The organism is Curtobacterium sp. ME-Dv--P-122a (assembly GCF_030209645.1).
Classification (GTDB): domain Bacteria; phylum Actinomycetota; class Actinomycetes; order Actinomycetales; family Microbacteriaceae; genus Curtobacterium; species Curtobacterium flaccumfaciens.
In genome coordinates this window covers 84,482-100,115 of sequence record NZ_JARVRO010000005.1, presented here as the reverse complement: position 1 = coordinate 100,115, position 15,634 = coordinate 84,482, and the positions used below count along the sequence as shown (strand labels likewise).

At 69.3% G+C, this 15,634-nt stretch carries 12 protein-coding genes; 1 reads left to right on the top strand and 11 read right to left on the bottom strand.

Annotated features, from left to right (window positions below):
- The first annotated feature begins 99 nt into the window (after positions 1 to 99).
- Positions 100 to 870, top strand: a complete 771-nt coding sequence (gene pgl / locus QRN49_RS04140; protein WP_284754011.1) for a 6-phosphogluconolactonase — start codon at positions 100 to 102, stop codon at positions 868 to 870.
- Between the two features lie 423 nt (positions 871 to 1,293).
- Here pgl and QRN49_RS04135 read toward each other — a convergent pair whose 3' ends face one another.
- The 11 genes from QRN49_RS04135 to uvrB form a co-directional block, all read right to left on the bottom strand.
- Complete coding sequence (locus tag QRN49_RS04135) at positions 1,294 to 1,662, bottom strand: RNA polymerase-binding protein RbpA (RefSeq protein ID WP_110862753.1); 369 nt, start codon at positions 1,660 to 1,662, stop codon at positions 1,294 to 1,296.
- Positions 1,663 to 1,665: 3 nt separating this feature from the next.
- Complete coding sequence (secG, locus tag QRN49_RS04130) at positions 1,666 to 1,917, bottom strand: preprotein translocase subunit SecG (protein ID WP_017887256.1); 252 nt, start codon at positions 1,915 to 1,917, stop codon at positions 1,666 to 1,668.
- A 108-nt stretch (positions 1,918 to 2,025) separates the two neighbouring features.
- Positions 2,026 to 2,805 (bottom strand): triose-phosphate isomerase, encoded by a 780-nt coding sequence (gene tpiA / locus QRN49_RS04125; RefSeq protein WP_111031855.1) that lies wholly within the window; start codon positions 2,803 to 2,805, stop codon positions 2,026 to 2,028.
- The gene (locus QRN49_RS04120) at positions 2,802 to 4,019 is read right to left on the bottom strand and encodes a phosphoglycerate kinase (RefSeq protein ID WP_284754010.1); all 1,218 of its coding nucleotides are present in this window, start codon (positions 4,017 to 4,019) and stop codon (positions 2,802 to 2,804) included. Before QRN49_RS04120 ends, tpiA begins: the two co-directional genes overlap by 4 nt.
- Before the next feature lie 3 nt (positions 4,020 to 4,022).
- Positions 4,023 to 5,027: a type I glyceraldehyde-3-phosphate dehydrogenase gene (gene gap, locus QRN49_RS04115; RefSeq protein ID WP_111103024.1), complete on the bottom strand. Its 1,005-nt coding sequence runs from the start codon at positions 5,025 to 5,027 to the stop codon at positions 4,023 to 4,025.
- A gap of 269 nt (positions 5,028 to 5,296) precedes the next feature.
- Complete coding sequence (whiA, locus tag QRN49_RS04110) at positions 5,297 to 6,277, bottom strand: DNA-binding protein WhiA (RefSeq protein WP_027465690.1); 981 nt, start codon at positions 6,275 to 6,277, stop codon at positions 5,297 to 5,299.
- A gap of 75 nt (positions 6,278 to 6,352) precedes the next feature.
- Positions 6,353 to 7,252, bottom strand: a complete 900-nt coding sequence (rapZ, locus tag QRN49_RS04105; protein WP_027465691.1) for an RNase adapter RapZ — start codon at positions 7,250 to 7,252, stop codon at positions 6,353 to 6,355.
- A 103-nt stretch (positions 7,253 to 7,355) separates the two neighbouring features.
- Positions 7,356 to 9,410: an excinuclease ABC subunit UvrC gene (gene uvrC, locus QRN49_RS04100; protein ID WP_260689215.1), complete on the bottom strand. Its 2,055-nt coding sequence runs from the start codon at positions 9,408 to 9,410 to the stop codon at positions 7,356 to 7,358.
- Positions 9,411 to 12,482, bottom strand: a complete 3,072-nt coding sequence (gene uvrA, locus QRN49_RS04095) for an excinuclease ABC subunit UvrA (protein WP_194621894.1) — start codon at positions 12,480 to 12,482, stop codon at positions 9,411 to 9,413. It lies immediately after the preceding gene.
- Between the two features lie 48 nt (positions 12,483 to 12,530).
- Positions 12,531 to 13,448 (bottom strand): SDR family NAD(P)-dependent oxidoreductase, encoded by a 918-nt coding sequence (locus QRN49_RS04090; RefSeq protein WP_284754009.1) that lies wholly within the window; start codon positions 13,446 to 13,448, stop codon positions 12,531 to 12,533.
- Entirely contained in the window at positions 13,438 to 15,510 is a 2,073-nt protein-coding gene (gene uvrB / locus QRN49_RS04085; RefSeq protein ID WP_284754061.1) for an excinuclease ABC subunit UvrB, read from the bottom strand. The genes QRN49_RS04090 and uvrB overlap by 11 nt, the downstream gene beginning before the upstream one ends.
- Positions 15,511 to 15,634: the final 124 nt, after the last annotated feature.

Sequence of the window (15,634 nt, the reverse complement as noted above, 5' to 3'; positions counted from 1 at the left end):
CAACACCCCACACGGTCGGGCCGCCTGTCTGGTGCAGGCGGCCCGACCGGACCGAAGGCGGTCGGACGACCGGTCGGCCGCCACGAACACGGGAGTCACGTGACCAACGAACGGCGGGTGCTCGTGCACCCGGACAAGCAGGCCCTCGGCGCTTCGGTCGCCGCACGCTTCATCACCAAGATCATCGACGTGCTCGACGAGCAGGAGCGTGCCGACATCGCGATCAGCGGTGGATCGGTCTCCTCCCTCGTCCTCGCTGCGATCGGCCAGTCGCCGGCGCGCGAGAGCGTCGACTGGTCGAAGGTGCACGTCTGGTGGGTCGACGAGCGCTGGGTCCCCTCGGACGACGCCGACCGCAACACGATCGGCACGCAGACCGACTTCTTCGACCACGTCGACATCCCCGCGTCGAACATCCACCCGATGCCGGCGTCGGACGGCGGGCTCGACATCGAGGCCGCTGCGACCCAGTACGAGCACGAGCTGCAGGACGCCGCGCCCGAGGGTGCCGTCGCGCCGCGCTTCGACATCACGCTGCTCGGTGTCGGCCCCGACGGGCACACCGCCTCGCTCTTCCCGGAGTTCCCGCAGCTCACCGTCACCGACCGCGCCGTCGTGTCGGTCGACGACTCCCCCAAGCCACCGCCGCAGCGTCTCACCGTCACCTTCCCGGTGATCAACGCCTCGCAGCGGGTCTGGGTGATCCTCTCCGGCGCTGAGAAGGCCTCGGTCCTCGGGCTGGCCCTTGCCGGTGCATCGATCGAGGACGTCCCCGTGGGTGGCGTGCAGGGTCGCAAGCGCACCGTCTTCTTCGTGGACCAGGACGCCGCGCGCGACGTCCCCGAGAACCTGATCGCGTCGACGTACTAGACGCGCGTTCCTCACGGACTGGAGGCCCGGTGCCAGCTGGCACCGGGCCTCCCGTCCGTCTGTGGTCGCGCCCACTGCGCGCCGCGCCGCGACCGCGACGCCGAGTGGTCACGAACTGTCGCCCGCGGGCGCCGCAGGCGACAGTTCGTGGCACCACCGCGCATCACCCGCGGCGTGTCGTGACCTCTCGGCGAGCCTGCTCTCCGCGCGGCACCTCGAGCGCCGAGCGGTCGCGACTCCCCGCCGGCACGACGCCGAGTGGGCACGAACTGTCGGCTGCGCGCACGCCGCACGACAGTTCGTGCCACCACCACACACCGCACGCGGCGTGTCGTGACCTCTCGGCGAGCGAGCCACCCCTTCCCCGGGACACACGAAGGCCCCCGCACCATCGGTGCAGAGGCCTTCGTCAGCGTGTGTGCGCTAGCTCTTCTTCGCCGCGGTGCCGCGACGCTCTCGGAGCTGCTGGAGCGCGTCCTCGAGGAGCTGCGCTGCCTCTTCCTCGGTGCGGCGTTCCTTCACGTACGCGAGGTGCGTCTTGTAGGGCTCGGTCTTGGAGACCACGGGAGGGTTCTCCTTGTCGCGCCCGGCCGGCAGACCGCTCGACGGCGAGTCCACCGTCTCGGGGATCTCTTCGTCGGGCAGGTTCGCGGCGAAGTACCGCACGACCTCGTTGCCGAGGGCGTCCCAGTACGAGATCGCCACGCGCTCTGCCTGGACCCCGCGGTCCTGTTCGCCCATCGGTCCCGCGCCGACGCGAGACCCTCGGATTGCACTGCCTCCGCTTGCCATGGATCAGACCCCCGCCGTGAACTTGTTGATGAGACCGAGCACGATGATGGAGACGATCCAGACCAGACCGAGGATCACCGTGATGCGGTTGAGGTTGCGCTCGGCCACGCCGGACGCACCGAGGTTGCTCGTGACCCCACCGCCGAACATGTCGGAGAGGCCACCACCGCGGCCCTTGTGCAGCAGGATGAGGAGCGTGAGCAGGAGGCTCGTGATTGCGAGCAGGACCTGCAGCACGACGGAGAGTATCGCCACGACGTACCTTTCGTGTCAGTCAGCCGTACCAGTGTACCGGCCGCGCGGAGCACGGCCGGTACCTGGACGGGAGTGGTGCGGACGACTGCCCGCGACGACGCCTGTGGACTACAGCCCGACGTGCTGACGGAACCGGGCGATGGCCGCGAACTCCTGCACGTCGAGCGAAGCGCCACCGACGAGCGCGCCGTCGATGTCGGGCTCGCGGAGGAACCCCGCGATGTTGCCCGACTTGACCGAGCCGCCGTAGAGCACTCGGGTGTCGGCAGCAGCCTGGTCGCCCCAGGCTGCGGCGATGCCACGACGGATGGCCGCGCACTCGTCCTGCGCCTGCTCAGCCGTGGCGGCCTGGCCGGAGCCGATGGCCCAGACGGGCTCGTAGGCCACGACGATGTCGGCTGGCTTGACCGCGTCGAGCACGACGCGGAGCTGCTCGACCGGCACGACACCGGCGCCGCGCTCCTCGCGCTGCTCGCCGGTCTCGCCGACGCACACCACGGGGACGAGGCCGTGCTTGACGGCCGCTGCGGTCTTCGCCGCGACGACCTCGTCGGTCTCACCGTGCAGCGTGCGCCGCTCGGAGTGGCCGACGATGACGTACTGGGCGTCGAGCGCGGCGAGGAACGCGCCGGAGACGTCACCGGTGTAGGCACCGGAGTCGAACTGCGACAGGTCCTGCGCACCGAAGTGGATCGGCAGCTTGTCGGCCGAGATGAGCGTCTGCACGCTCCGCAAGTCGGTGAACGGCGGGAACACCGCGACCTCGACGTCGTCGAAGTCGTGCCGGGCGTCCTTGAGCGTCCACGCGAGCTTCTGCACGGTGGCGATGGCCTGGAGATGATCGAGATTCATCTTCCAGTTGCCGGCGATCAGTGGCGTGCGGCTCATGCGGTCCACCCCAGTGCTTCGAGACCGGGCAGCGACTTGCCCTCGAGGAACTCGAGGCTCGCACCGCCACCGGTCGAGATGTGGCCGAACTGGTCGTCCGAGAATCCGAGCGACCGCACGGCGGCAGCGGAGTCGCCACCACCGACGACGCCGAGGCCGTCGACCTCGGTCAGCGCCTGCGCGACGGTCTTCGTGCCGGCGGCGAAGGCCGGGAACTCGAACACGCCCATCGGGCCGTTCCAGAACACGGTCTTCGAACCCGAGACGGCCGAGGCGAACCGCGCAGCGGTCTCCGGGCCGATGTCGAGGCCGATGCCGTCCGTGCCGAACGACGAGGACTCGATGGCGTGGGCCGCCACGGTCTCGTGGTCGGCGTCGGCCGCGAACCCGGAGGCCACCACGACGTCGGTCGGCAGGTCGATGGTGACACCGAGCTCCTTCGCCCGCGAGAGGTACTCGCGGACGACGTCGAGCTGGTCCGCCTCGAGCAGCGACTTCGCGACCCCGTGGCCCTGGGCCGCGAGGAACGTGAAGAGCATGCCGCCACCGATGCAGAGGGTGTCGACCTTCGGCAGGATGTGGTCGATGACACCGAGCTTGTCGCTGACCTTCGACCCGCCGAGCACCACCGTGTACGGCCGCTCCGGGTCCGTGGTCAGGCGCTCGAGCACGCGGAGCTCGGTCTCGATCAGCGAACCGGCTGCACTGGGCAGCGCGGACGCGAGTTCGTAGACCGAAGCCTGCTTGCGGTGCACGACACCGAAGCCGTCGGAGACGAAGGCGTCACCGAGGGCGGCGATGCGGTCCGCGAAGGCACCGCGCTCGGCGGCGTCCTTCGAGGTCTCCTCCGGGTTGAAGCGGAGGTTCTCGAGCAGCAGGACGTCGCCGTCCTCGAGGGCCTCGGCCGCGGCGGTCGCTTCGTCGCCGACGGTCTCGCCGACGAACGTGACCTCTTTGCCGAGCAGCTCGGAGAGCCGCTGGGCCACCGGTGCGAGCGAGAACTCGGGCTTGGGCTCCCCGTCGGGGCGGCCCAGGTGCGAGATCACGATGACGCGTGCGCCGGCGTTGACGAGCGTGTTCAGCGTGGTCAGCGACGCGCGGACGCGGCCGTCGTCCGTGATCGTGCCGTCCTTGAGCGGGACGTTCAGGTCACAGCGGACGACGACGCGCTTGCCGGCGAGGTCGCCGAGGTCCTCGAGGGTGCGGAGGGCCATGTGTTACAGACGCTCGCCGACGTACTCGGTGAGGTCGACGAGGCGGTTCGAGTAGCCCCACTCGTTGTCGTACCACGAGGTGATCTTCACGAGACCGCCGATGACCTTGGTCAGACCGGAGTCGTAGATCGAGGAGTGCGGGTCCGTGGTGATGTCGGTCGACACCAGCGGGTCCTCGCTGTAGAGCAGGATGCCCTTGAGGGGGCCTTCCGCGGCCTCCTTGTAGGCGGCGTTGATCTCGTCGACGGTGACCTCGGACTTGGTCTCGAGGGTGAGGTCGGTGATCGAGCCGGTGGGGACCGGGACGCGCAGCGCGAAGCCGTCAAGCTTGCCGGCGAGCTCCGGCATGACCTGGCCGATGGCCTTGGCGGCACCGGTCGAGGTCGGGACGATGTTCAGCGCGGCGGCGCGGGCACGACGGGGGTCCTTGTGCGGGCCGTCCTGCAGGTTCTGGTCGGCGGTGTAGGCGTGCACCGTCGTCATGAGGCCACGCTCGATGCCGAACTTGTCGTGGAACACCTTGGCGAGCGGCGCGAGGCTGTTCGTGGTGCAGGACGCGTTTGAGATGATGTGGTGGTTCGCCGCGTCGTACTGGTCCTCGTTCACGCCGAGCACGATGGTGACGTCGTCACCCGTGGCCGGGGCGGAGATGATGACCTTCTTGGCGCCGGCGTCGATGTGCTTCTGCGCATCGGCGGCCTTGGTGAAGAACCCGGTCGACTCGATGACGATGTCGACACCCAGCTCGCCCCAGGGGAGGTTGGCGGGGTCGCGCTCGGCGAGGACCTTGATGGCCTTGCCGTCGACGACGATGTTGTCGCCGTCGAGCTCGACGGAGACACCGAGACGGCCCGTGATGGAGTCGAACTTCAGCAGGTTGGCGAGCGACGCGTTGTCGGTGAGGTCGTTCACCGCCACGATCTCGAGGTCGGAGCCCTTCGCGAGGGCGGCCCGGAAGAAGTTACGGCCGATGCGGCCGAAGCCGTTGATACCGATCTTGACGGTCAATGGATCTCCTGGTGAGTGTGGAGCGCCCAGGGGGCGCTGCTTTCGGGAGTCGCGCACCCTGGCGGGCCCGCGTGTGGTGGACGATACGCCCCGTAACGTCGCCGTAACGACCCTAGCAGTCGGACACTGCGTGCCCGAGCGGGATGACGGTCCGTCCGGACGGTCGCCGACCAGGCCGGGAACGGGTCCGGGAACGGGCCGGGAAACGGACGGGAGGCGCGGTGCCAACTGGCACCGCGCCTCCCGTCCGTGGGGTCGACAGACCGCTCTCAGGCCCCTTCGAGCTCCTCGGGAACGCTCGCTTCGGTGCCCGGGATGCCGAGGTCGGAGGCCCGCTTGTCGGCCATCGCCAGCAGGCGACGGATGCGGCCGGCGATGGCGTCCTTGGTCATGGGCGGGTCCGCGTGCTGGCCGAGCTCGTCGAGCGACGCGTCGCGGTGCTGCAGGCGCAGCGTGCCGGCGTACTGCAGGTGGTCGGGGACCTCGTCGCCGAGGATCTCGAGCGCACGCTCGACCCGGGCGCAGGCGGCCACGGCGGCCTGCGCGGAACGGCGGAGGTTCGCGTCGTCGAAGTTGACCAGGCGGTTCGCGGTCGCGCGGACCTCGCGACGCTGGCGCATCTCCTCCCAGTCGGCGGTGGTGCGCGCTGCACCCATGACGGTCAGCATCTGGCCGATGGCCTCACCGTCGCGGATGACGACGCGGTGGACCCCGCGGACCTCGCGGCCCTTCGCGGCGACCCCGAGACGCGACGCGGCACCGACGAGGGCCATCGCGGCCTCGTTGCCGGGGCAGGTGACCTCGAGCGCTGCGGCCCGACCCGGGTCGGTCAGGGTGCCGGAGGCGAGGAAGGCGCCGCGCCAGATGGCGGCGAGGTCCTCACGGTTGCCCGTCGTGAGGCGGTTCGGCAGGCCGCGGACCGGGCGGCGACGGGCGTCCATCAGGCCGGTCTGGCGGGCGAGGGTCTCCCCCGCCTCGAGCACGCGGACCAGGTAGCGGGTCCCGCGGCGGGCGGACGCGGACGAGCCCACCGACGCCTCGCTGCGCACGCCGTAGAGCTCGGCGAGGTCCTTGCGGACCCGGTGCACGATGATCCGGGTGTCGAGCTCGACCTCGACCGCGATGCGGCCCGAGATGACGTGCAGACCACCAGCGAACCGGAGGATCGTGGCCAGTTCGGCGGCGCGGACCGTGTTGCGGTTCACGGCGACCCTGGCCAGTTCGTCCTTGACCTCGGCAGTCAACGGCACAGCATCATTCCTAACGTTCGTTCAGTGGTTCCCGCAGATCCGGCGGCACGGGCGTGGGAGCGGCCGGAGGGACGGTCACTCCCGGCCGAGATCTCGGTTCTTCACACGCACGGCGACGCCAGGCATCCCGCGGAGGAGGTTCGCCAACTCGGCGACGATGGCGACCGAGCGGTGCTTCCCGCCGGTACAGCCGATGGCGATCGTAGCGTGTCTTTTGTTCTCGCGCTGGTACCCCTCGAACACCGGCTCGAGGACGGAGGCGTAGCGGTCGACGAACGGACGGGCTCCGGCCTGGGCCAGCACGTAGTCCGAGACCGGCTGGTCCAGCCCGGTGTGGGGCCGCAGTTCCGGCACCCAGTAGGGGTTCGGGAGGAACCGCACGTCGGCCACCATGTCGGCGTCGGCGGGCAGTCCGTACTTGAAGCCGAAGCTCATCAGCGTGACCTGTACGCCCACGAAGTGCTCGTCGGCGAAGTGCTCGATCACGGTGTTCGCGAGCTGGTGGATGTTGAGGTCGGAGGTGTCGATCACCACGTCGGACGCCTCGCGCAGGCCGGCGAGACGCGCCCGTTCGCGGGCGATGCCGTCGAGCAGGGTGTCCTCGCCCTGGAGCGGGTGGGGTCGACGGACCTGCTCGAAGCGCCGGACCAGCACAGCGTCGGTGGCTTCGAGGAACAGCACCCGGACCCGCGCGGAGGTGCTCGAGCGGACCTGCTCGACCGCGTGCTCGGGGTCGGTGAAGAACCGCCCGCCGCGGACGTCGACCACCGTGGCGATCTTCGGGATCTTCTCCCCCGCGCGGTCGGCCAGTTCGGTCAGCGGGGCCAGCATCTGCGTGGGCAGGTTGTCGACGACGTACCAGCCCAGGTCTTCGAGGGCCTTGCCGACGGTGGACCGCCCGGCCCCGGACATGCCGGTGACGATGAGGATGTCGTGCTGCGACGCGTGGGTGGTCGCGGTGGCGCTGTCGGTCATCTGGGAGTGGGCTCCGTCGTGGCGGCCCGGGCGCGTCGCCCGGGGAGGTCTCGGCTGCCGGACCAGGCTACCGCCCGGTGGCGGCCGGGAGGCGCGGGGTTCGTCACGACGGTCGCTGCGGACCGTCGTCGGTCACCTCGGGGACCCGCACCGGGCCTCCCGGGTTGGTGGCGGTCTGCTGGGTGGCTGCGTTCTCGATCACGGTGTCCGCGATCGCGTCGGCGTCCGGTTCGGGGGCGCTGGACGCGCTCGTCGCCGGCGCGCTCGTCGGCGTCTGCGCCAGCTTCGACACGACCGCGGCGGCGGTCGCCGGGCCGATACCGTTCACCTCGCCGATGTCCTCGGCCGTCGCTTCACGCAGCCGTGCGACCGAGCCGAAGTGCTTCAGCAGGGCGTTGACACGGCTCGGGCCGAGACCGGGGATCTCGGAAAGCCGCGACCGGACGTCGCGCTTCCGCTTGCTGCGCTGGTGGGTGATCGCGAACCGGTGCGCCTCGTCGCGGATGCGCTGGATGAGGAAGAGCGCCTCGGAGTTGCGGGGCAGGATCACCGGGAAGTCGTCGTCGGGGAGCCAGAGCTCCTCGAGCCGCTTGGCGATGCCGACCAGGGCGATGTCGTGCACGCCGGCTTCGTCCATCGCGCGCTTCGCGGCCTGCACCTGGGGCTGGCCGCCGTCGACGATGAGCAGCTGCGGACGGTACGCGAACCGCTTCGTCGGCTTCGACCCCTCGACGACCTCGTCGGTCGTGACGTCGGGGACGTCCGGCAGCTCGGCGTCCTCGTCCAGCCGCGCCAGGCGCCGCGAGAGCACCTGGTACATGCTGTCGGTGTCGTCGGTGGTCTCGGCGATCGAGTACCGGCGGTACTGGTCCTTGCGCGGCAGGCCGTCCTCGAACACCACCATCGAGGCGACGACGTTCGTGCCCTGCAGGTGCGAGATGTCGTAGCACTCCATGCGGAGCGGTGCCTCGGTCATGCCGAGGGCGTCCTGGATGTCGGCCAATGCCGCGGCCCGGGTGGTGTAGTCGGCGGAGCGCTTGGTCTTGTAGAGCATGAGCGCCTGCCCGGCGTTCTGCGCGGCTGTCCGCGCGAGCCCGGCGCGATCGCCGCGCTGTGCCGTGCTGAGCTTCGTGCCGCGCCCGTTCCGGCGCTTGCTGAGCCACTCCTGGAGCGCGTCGGCGTCCTCGGGCAGCTCGGGGACGACGACCTCGCGCGGGGGCTCGTCGGTGACGTAGACGCCCTGCACGATCTGCTCGACGAGGTCGCCCGTGGCGATGTCGAGCTCCTTGTCGACCACCCAGCCGCGGACACCACGGATGCGGCCACCACGGACGGAGAACAGCTGCACGGCGGCGGCGAGCTCGTCCTCCGCGATGCCGAACAGGTCGAGGTCGACCGAGTCGCGGAGCACCACGGCGGACTTCTCGAGCACGGCCTCGAGCGCCTCGACCTGGTCGCGGTACTTCGCGGCCTGCTCGTACTGCATCGCGTCGGCCGAGGCCCCCATGCGCTGCCGGAGCTCGGTGATGACCCGGCGGTCGTAGGAGTTCATGAAGCGCACGAACTCCTCGACGAGCGCGCGGTGCTCCTCGATCGTGACCTTCTGCGAGCACGGGCCACCGCACTTGCCGATCTGCCCCGGGAAGCACGGACGGCCCGTCTGCATCGCCTTCTTGTACGACGAGTCCGAGCACGTGCGGATCGGGAAGACCTTGATCATCAGGTCGATGGTGTCGTGCACCGCCCAGATCTTCGGGTACGGACCGAAGTACTTCGCGCCCTTGATCTTGCGGTTGCGTGTCACCATCACCCGCGGCGCTTCGTCACCCAGGGTGACCGCCATGTACGGGTACGACTTGTCGTCGCGGAACTTGACGTTGAACGGCGGGTCGAACTCCTTGATCCAGGTGTACTCCAGCTGGAGCGCCTCGATCTCGGAGCCGACCGTCGTCCACTCGACGCTGCGTGCCGTGAGGACCATGCGCCGCGTGCGCTCGTGCAGCGTCGGCAGCGGCGCGAAGTAGTTGCTCAGCCGGGCGCGGAGGTTCTTCGCCTTGCCGACGTAGAGCACCCGCCCGGCTTCGTCACGCCAGCGGTAGACGCCCGGGTCGGTCGGGATCTCCCCCGCCTTCGGACGCCAGGGGACGGTGTCCGCCACCTACCGAGCACCCGCCTTCTGCTTGCTCGCCTGCTTGGTCGTACCCTGCTTCTCGTCGCTCTGCTGCTTGCCGCCCTGCTGCTTCTGGGTGGCCTGCCGTGCGCCGACGGCCTGTTGCTTGCCGACCCGGGCGTCCTGGGCGTCGAAGATCTCGCGCAGGAAGACACCGGTGTGGCTCTCCGGCACGGTCGCCACGTGCTCCGGGGTGCCCGTCGCCAGGACCGTGCCGCCACCGGAACCGCCCTCGGGTCCCATGTCGATCAGCCAGTCGGCGGACTTGATGACGTCGAGGTTGTGCTCGATCGTGATGACGGTGTTGCCCTTGTCGACCAGGCTCTGCAGCACGAGGAGCAGCTTGCGGACGTCCTCGAAGTGCAGACCGGTCGTCGGCTCGTCGAGCACGTAGACCGTGCGGCCGTTCGAGCGACGCTGCAGCTCGGTGGCGAGCTTGACGCGCTGCGCCTCGCCGCCGGAGAGCGTGGTCGCGCTCTGGCCGAGGCGCACGTAGCCGAGGCCCACGTCGACCAGGGTCGCCATGTAGCGGTGGATCGCCGAGATCGGCTCGAAGAACTCGGCCGCCTCGCTGATCGGCATGTCGAGGACCTCGGAGATGTTCTTGCCCTTGTAGTGCACCTGGAGCGTCTCGCGGTTGTAGCGCGCACCACCGCAGACCTCGCACGCGACGTAGACGTCCGGCAGGAAGTTCATCTCGATCTTGATCGTGCCGTCGCCCGCGCAGTTCTCGCAGCGGCCGCCCTTGACGTTGAAGCTGAAGCGACCGGGCTGGTAGCCGCGGGTCTTGGCCTCTTGCGTCTCGGCGAACAGCTGGCGGATGCGGTCGAACACGCCCGTGTAGGTCGCCGGGTTCGAGCGCGGGGTGCGGCCGATCGGTGCCTGGTCGACGTGCACGACCTTGTCGAGCTGGTCGAGGCCCTTCACCCGGGTGTGCTTGCCCGCGATGTGCCGTGCGCCGTTGAGCTGGTTGGCGAGCACCTTGTACAGGATGTCGTTCACCAGCGTCGACTTGCCGGACCCGCTGACGCCCGTCACCGCGGTGAACACACCGAGGGGGAAGTCTGCATCGATCGACTTGAGGTTGTTCGCCCGGGCGCCCTGCACGGTGATGGCGCGCTTGAGGTTGACCTTGCGACGCTCGGCCGGCACCTCGATCGCGCGTCGGCCGGCGAGGTAGTCACCGGTGATCGACTCGCGGTTCTCGATGATGCCCTCGTACGAACCGGAGTGCACGACGTTGCCGCCGTTCACACCGGCACCGGGGCCGATGTCGACGACCCAGTCGGCCGTGCGGATCGTGTCCTCGTCGTGCTCGACGACGATGAGCGTGTTGCCGAGGTCCTTGAGCTTGACCAGGGTGTCGATGAGTCGACGGTTGTCGCGCTGGTGCAGGCCGATGCTCGGCTCGTCGAGCACGTAGAGCACGCCGGTCAGCCCGGAGCCGATCTGCGTCGCCAGGCGGATGCGCTGCGCCTCACCGCCGGAGAGACCGCCGGCACCACGTGCCAGCGTGAGGTAGTTCAGGCCGACCTCGAGCAGGAACTCGAGGCGTGCGCGGATCTCACGGAGGACCGCTGCGGCGATGTGCGCTTCGCGGTCGGTCAGCGTCAGCTCGTCCATGAACGAGTACGCGTTGTCGAGCGACATGTCGGTGACGTCCGCGATGCTGCGGTCGTTGACCGTCACCGCGAGCACCTCGGGCTTGAGGCGGGTTCCCTCGCACACCGGGCACGGGACCTCGCGCAGGTACCCCTGGAAGCGCTGCCGCTGCGAGTCCGACTCGGCCTCGGCGAACTTGCGCTCGATGTAGGGCATGACGCCTTCGAACCCGCTCGTGTACCGCATCTCGCGGCCGAAGCGGTTGCGCCAGGAGACCGACACCTGGAAGTCCTTGCCGGTCAGGATCGACGCCTGCACCGCGGGGTCGAGCTGGTTCCACGGGGTGTCGAGCGAGAAGCCGAGCTCCTTGCCGAGGCCGCCGAGCAGCTTCTCGAAGTAGGAGTACAGCCCGCTCGTCCCGGTCCAGGGCAGCAGGACGCCATCCCGCAACGAGGCCTCGGGGTCGCCGAGCACCAGGTCGGGGTCGACCGACATGCGCGTACCGAGGCCGGAGCACTCGGGGCAGGCACCGAACGGCGCGTTGAACGAGAACGTGCGCGGCTCGATCTCGGTGAGTGCGAGCGGGTGGTTGTTCGGGCACGAGAGGTTCTCGGAGTAGTTCCGGACCGCTCCGGGCCCCTCGTGGTCCACCAGGTCGATGCCGACGGTGCCGTCGGTCAGGCGCAGGGCGGTCTCGAGCGAGTCGGTGAGTCGACCGAGGATGTCGTCGCTCGCCACCAGGCGGTCGACGATGACCGAGATGTCGTGCTTGACCTGCTTCTTCAGCTTGGGCGGGTCACTGAGCTGGATGCGCTCCCCGTCCACGATCGCGCGGGCGTAGCCGGACGCCGCGAGCTCCTGGAAGAGGTCGACGAACTCACCCTTCTTCTTCGAGATCACGGGTGCGAGGACCTGGAAGCGGGTGCCGGTCTCGAACTGCATGAGCTGGTCGGCGATCTGCTGCACGGTCTGCTTGCTGATCACCTCGCCACACGTCGGGCAGTGCGGGACCCCGATGCGCGCCCAGAGCAGACGCATGTAGTCGTAGACCTCGGTGATCGTGCCAACCGTCGACCGCGGGTTGCGGTTGGTCGACTTCTGGTCGATCGACACCGCCGGCGAGAGCCCCTCGATGAAGTCGACGTCGGGGCGGTCGACCTGGCCGAGGAACTGGCGCGCGTAGGCGGACAGCGACTCGACGTACCGGCGCTGCCCCTCGGCGAAGATCGTGTCGAACGCCAGCGAGGACTTGCCCGAGCCGGACAGGCCGGTGAACACGACGAGCGAGTCACGCGGGATCTCGAGGTCGACGTCACGGAGGTTGTGCACGCGCGCGCCCCGCACGCTGAGCGTGGAGGTGCTGTGCGGAGCGGTCCCGCCGGGGAGGTGGAGGTCAGCGGGCTCGCCGAAGGCGTTCCGGCCCGACGTCGAGGTACCGGGGTCAGAGGTGATGGTCATCGTCGTCGATTCTACGAAGCGGCACCGACATTCGGCCGGGATGGAGGGTCAGACGAGTGCGTCGAGAGCGAACGCGGCGCCGGATGCACGCACACTCGCGGCCCAGAGCTGTGCTGCGACGGTGCGGTCGTGCGCCCGTGGTTCGGCCGCGACCACCGTGGCCGGGCCACGGAGCTGCATCCAGCCGGCCGGGCCCCAGTACTCCCCCGAGTGCACGTCAGCACCGACGGCCGCGTGCACGAGCGGCTGGGCGCCGACGTCCTTGCCCTGGGCGACGATGCGCTGCGTCGGGCGGATCCACTCGGGTTCGGGTCGTGCCGGGCTGATGTCCGGGCGTGCCGGTGACAGGCGGTCGAGCGACAGGCCGGGGTGCGCGACGACGCTCGACACGGACGATCCCGAGTCGGCCAGTCGCTCGGCGAGCTCGAAACCGAACAGCATCACGGCGAGCTTGCTCCTGGCGTACTGACGGTGGCTCGAGTACCGACCGACGCCGAGCGGATCGGTCGCGTCGAGCTGGGCGAATCGATGGGCGATCGACCCGAGGTGCACGACCCGGCCGGCTCGTCGTTCGAGCAGGGGCAGGACCCGGGCGGTCCACGCGAAGTGCCCGAGGTGGTTCGTACCGATCTGCAGTTCGGTGCCCTGTGCCGTGCTCCTCCGCGTCGACGCCCCGACGACCCCGGCGTTGTTCACGACCGCGTCGACGCCGTCGGGTTCCAGCGCGGCGAGTTCGTCGGCAGCGGCACTGACCGAGTCGAGGTCGGCGAGGTCGAGGTGGACGTGGGCGAGCGAGGCGCCGTCGACGTGCCGACGGATGCTGCGCTCGGCGGCGTCCGCCCGGCCGCGGTCGCGCGTCGCCAGCACCACACGGTGCCCCGCCGCGGCGAGCTGCTCGGCGGCGTGGTACCCGAGCCCGGCGCTCGCACCGGTGACGACGACCGTGCGGGCGCCGTCAGCTGACATGTCCGGCCGACTCCATCTGGCGCAGGGCCTTCTTCAGGTCCTGCACCTCGTCGCGCAGTCGCGCCGCGAGCTCGAACTTCAGCTCCGCCGCAGCCTGCAGCATCTGGTCGTTCAGGTCGGCGATGGTGGCACCGAGCTGCGTCGCACCCTCGCCCGCGATGCCGCCGCGCTTGAGGTTCGGCGTCGGCGACCGACGGCCGTCGGTGCCGGGGCGACCCTGCAGGAGCGCCTTCGTGTCGTCGTTCTCGCGCTGCAGGACCTCGGTGATGTCCGCGATCTTCTTGCGCAGCGGCTGGGGGTCGATGCCGCGCTCCAGGTTGTAGGCGACCTGCTTCTCACGACGGCGATCGGTCTCCTCGATCGCGGTCTTCATCGAGTCGGTCATCTTGTCGGCGTACATGAGCACCTGGCCCGACACGTTGCGGGCAGCGCGACCGATCGTCTGGATGAGCGACGTCGACGAGCGGAGGAAGCCTTCCTTGTCGGCGTCGAGGATCGCGACGAGCGACACCTCGGGCAGGTCGAGCCCCTCGCGCAGCAGGTTGATGCCGACGAGCACGTCGTAGACGCCCTGCCGCAGCTCGGTCAGCAGCTCGACGCGCTTCAGGGTGTCGACGTCGGAGTGCAGGTACCGGACGCGCACACCGGCGTTCCCGAGGAAGTCGGTGAGTTCCTCTGCCATGCGCTTGGTCAGCGTGGTGACGAGGACGCGTTCGTCCTTCTCGACCCGCTGCTTGATCTCCTCGAGCAGGTCGTCGATCTGGCCGTCGCTCGGCTTGACCACGATCTCGGGGTCGATCAGGCCGGTCGGGCGGATGATCTGCTCGACCACGCTGTCGGTGACCCCGAGCTCGTAGCGCCCCGGGGTGGCCGACAGGTAGACCTTCTGCCCGACGCGCTCGAGGAACTCCTCCCACTTCAGCGGGCGGTTGTCCATCGCGCTCGGCAGGCGGAACCCGTGCTCGACGAGGGTGCGCTTGCGCGAGGCGTCACCCTCGTACATCGCGCCGATCTGCGGCACGGTGACGTGCGACTCGTCGATGACGATCAGGAAGTCGTCGGGGAAGTAGTCGATGAGGCAGTGCGGCGCTTCGCCCGGACCACGGCCGTCCATGTGCCGCGAGTAGTTCTCGATGCCCGAGCAGAACCCGATCTGCTCCATCATCTCGATGTCGAACGTGGTGCGCATGCGGAGGCGCTGGGCCTCGAGCAGCTTGCCCTGGCCCTCGAGCTCGGCGAGCCGTTCCGCGAGTTCTTCCTTGATGGAGGCGATCGCGCGGTGCATCACGTCGGTGTCCGCGACGTAGTGCGAGGCCGGGAAGATCGACACGGCGGGCAGGTCGTCGATGACGTCGCCGGTGAGCGGGTGCAGCGAGGAGAGCGCTTCGATCTCGTCACCGAACATCTCGATGCGGATCGCGTGCTCTTCGTACATCGGGATGATCTCGATGGTGTCGCCGCGCACCCGGAACGTGCCCCGGGCGAAGTCGACGTCGTTGCGCTGGTACTGCATGGCGACGAACTTGCGGACGAGCTGGTCGCGCGAGATCGTCTGGCCCACGTGGAGCGCGACCGATGCGTTCATGTACTGCTCGGGGGTACCGAGACCGTAGATGCAGGAGACGGTGGACACGACCACGGTGTCGCGACGGCTGAGCAGTGAGTTCGTCGTGGAGTGCCGGAGTCGTTCGACCTCGGCGTTGACGGAGGAGTCCTTCTCGATGAAGGTGTCCGTCTGCGGGACGTACGCCTCGGGCTGGTAGTAGTCGTAGTAGGAGACGAAGTACTCGACCGCGTTGTTCGGCATCAGGCTGCGGAACTCGTTGGCGAGCTGCGCCGCGAGGGTCTTGTTGTGCGCGAGCACGAGTGTCGGCCGCTGCACCTGCTCGATGAGCCAGGCGGTCGTCGCCGACTTGCCGGTACCGGTCGCACCCAGCAGCACGACGTCGGTCTCACCGGCGTTGATCCGCCCGGCGAGTTCCGCGATGGCCGCGGGCTGGTCGCCACTCGGCGAGTACTCGCTGATGACCTCGAACGGACGCACCGCTCGGGTCGGTTCGATCGCAACACCCATGAGGACAACGGTAGTCGGCACCCCTGACACCGAGGGCCCCTGCTCGCCCTCGGCGTACTGTCCGCTGCAAGCAGGCTCCAAGTCGACTGATGGTCAACGGGCATACCGTCCG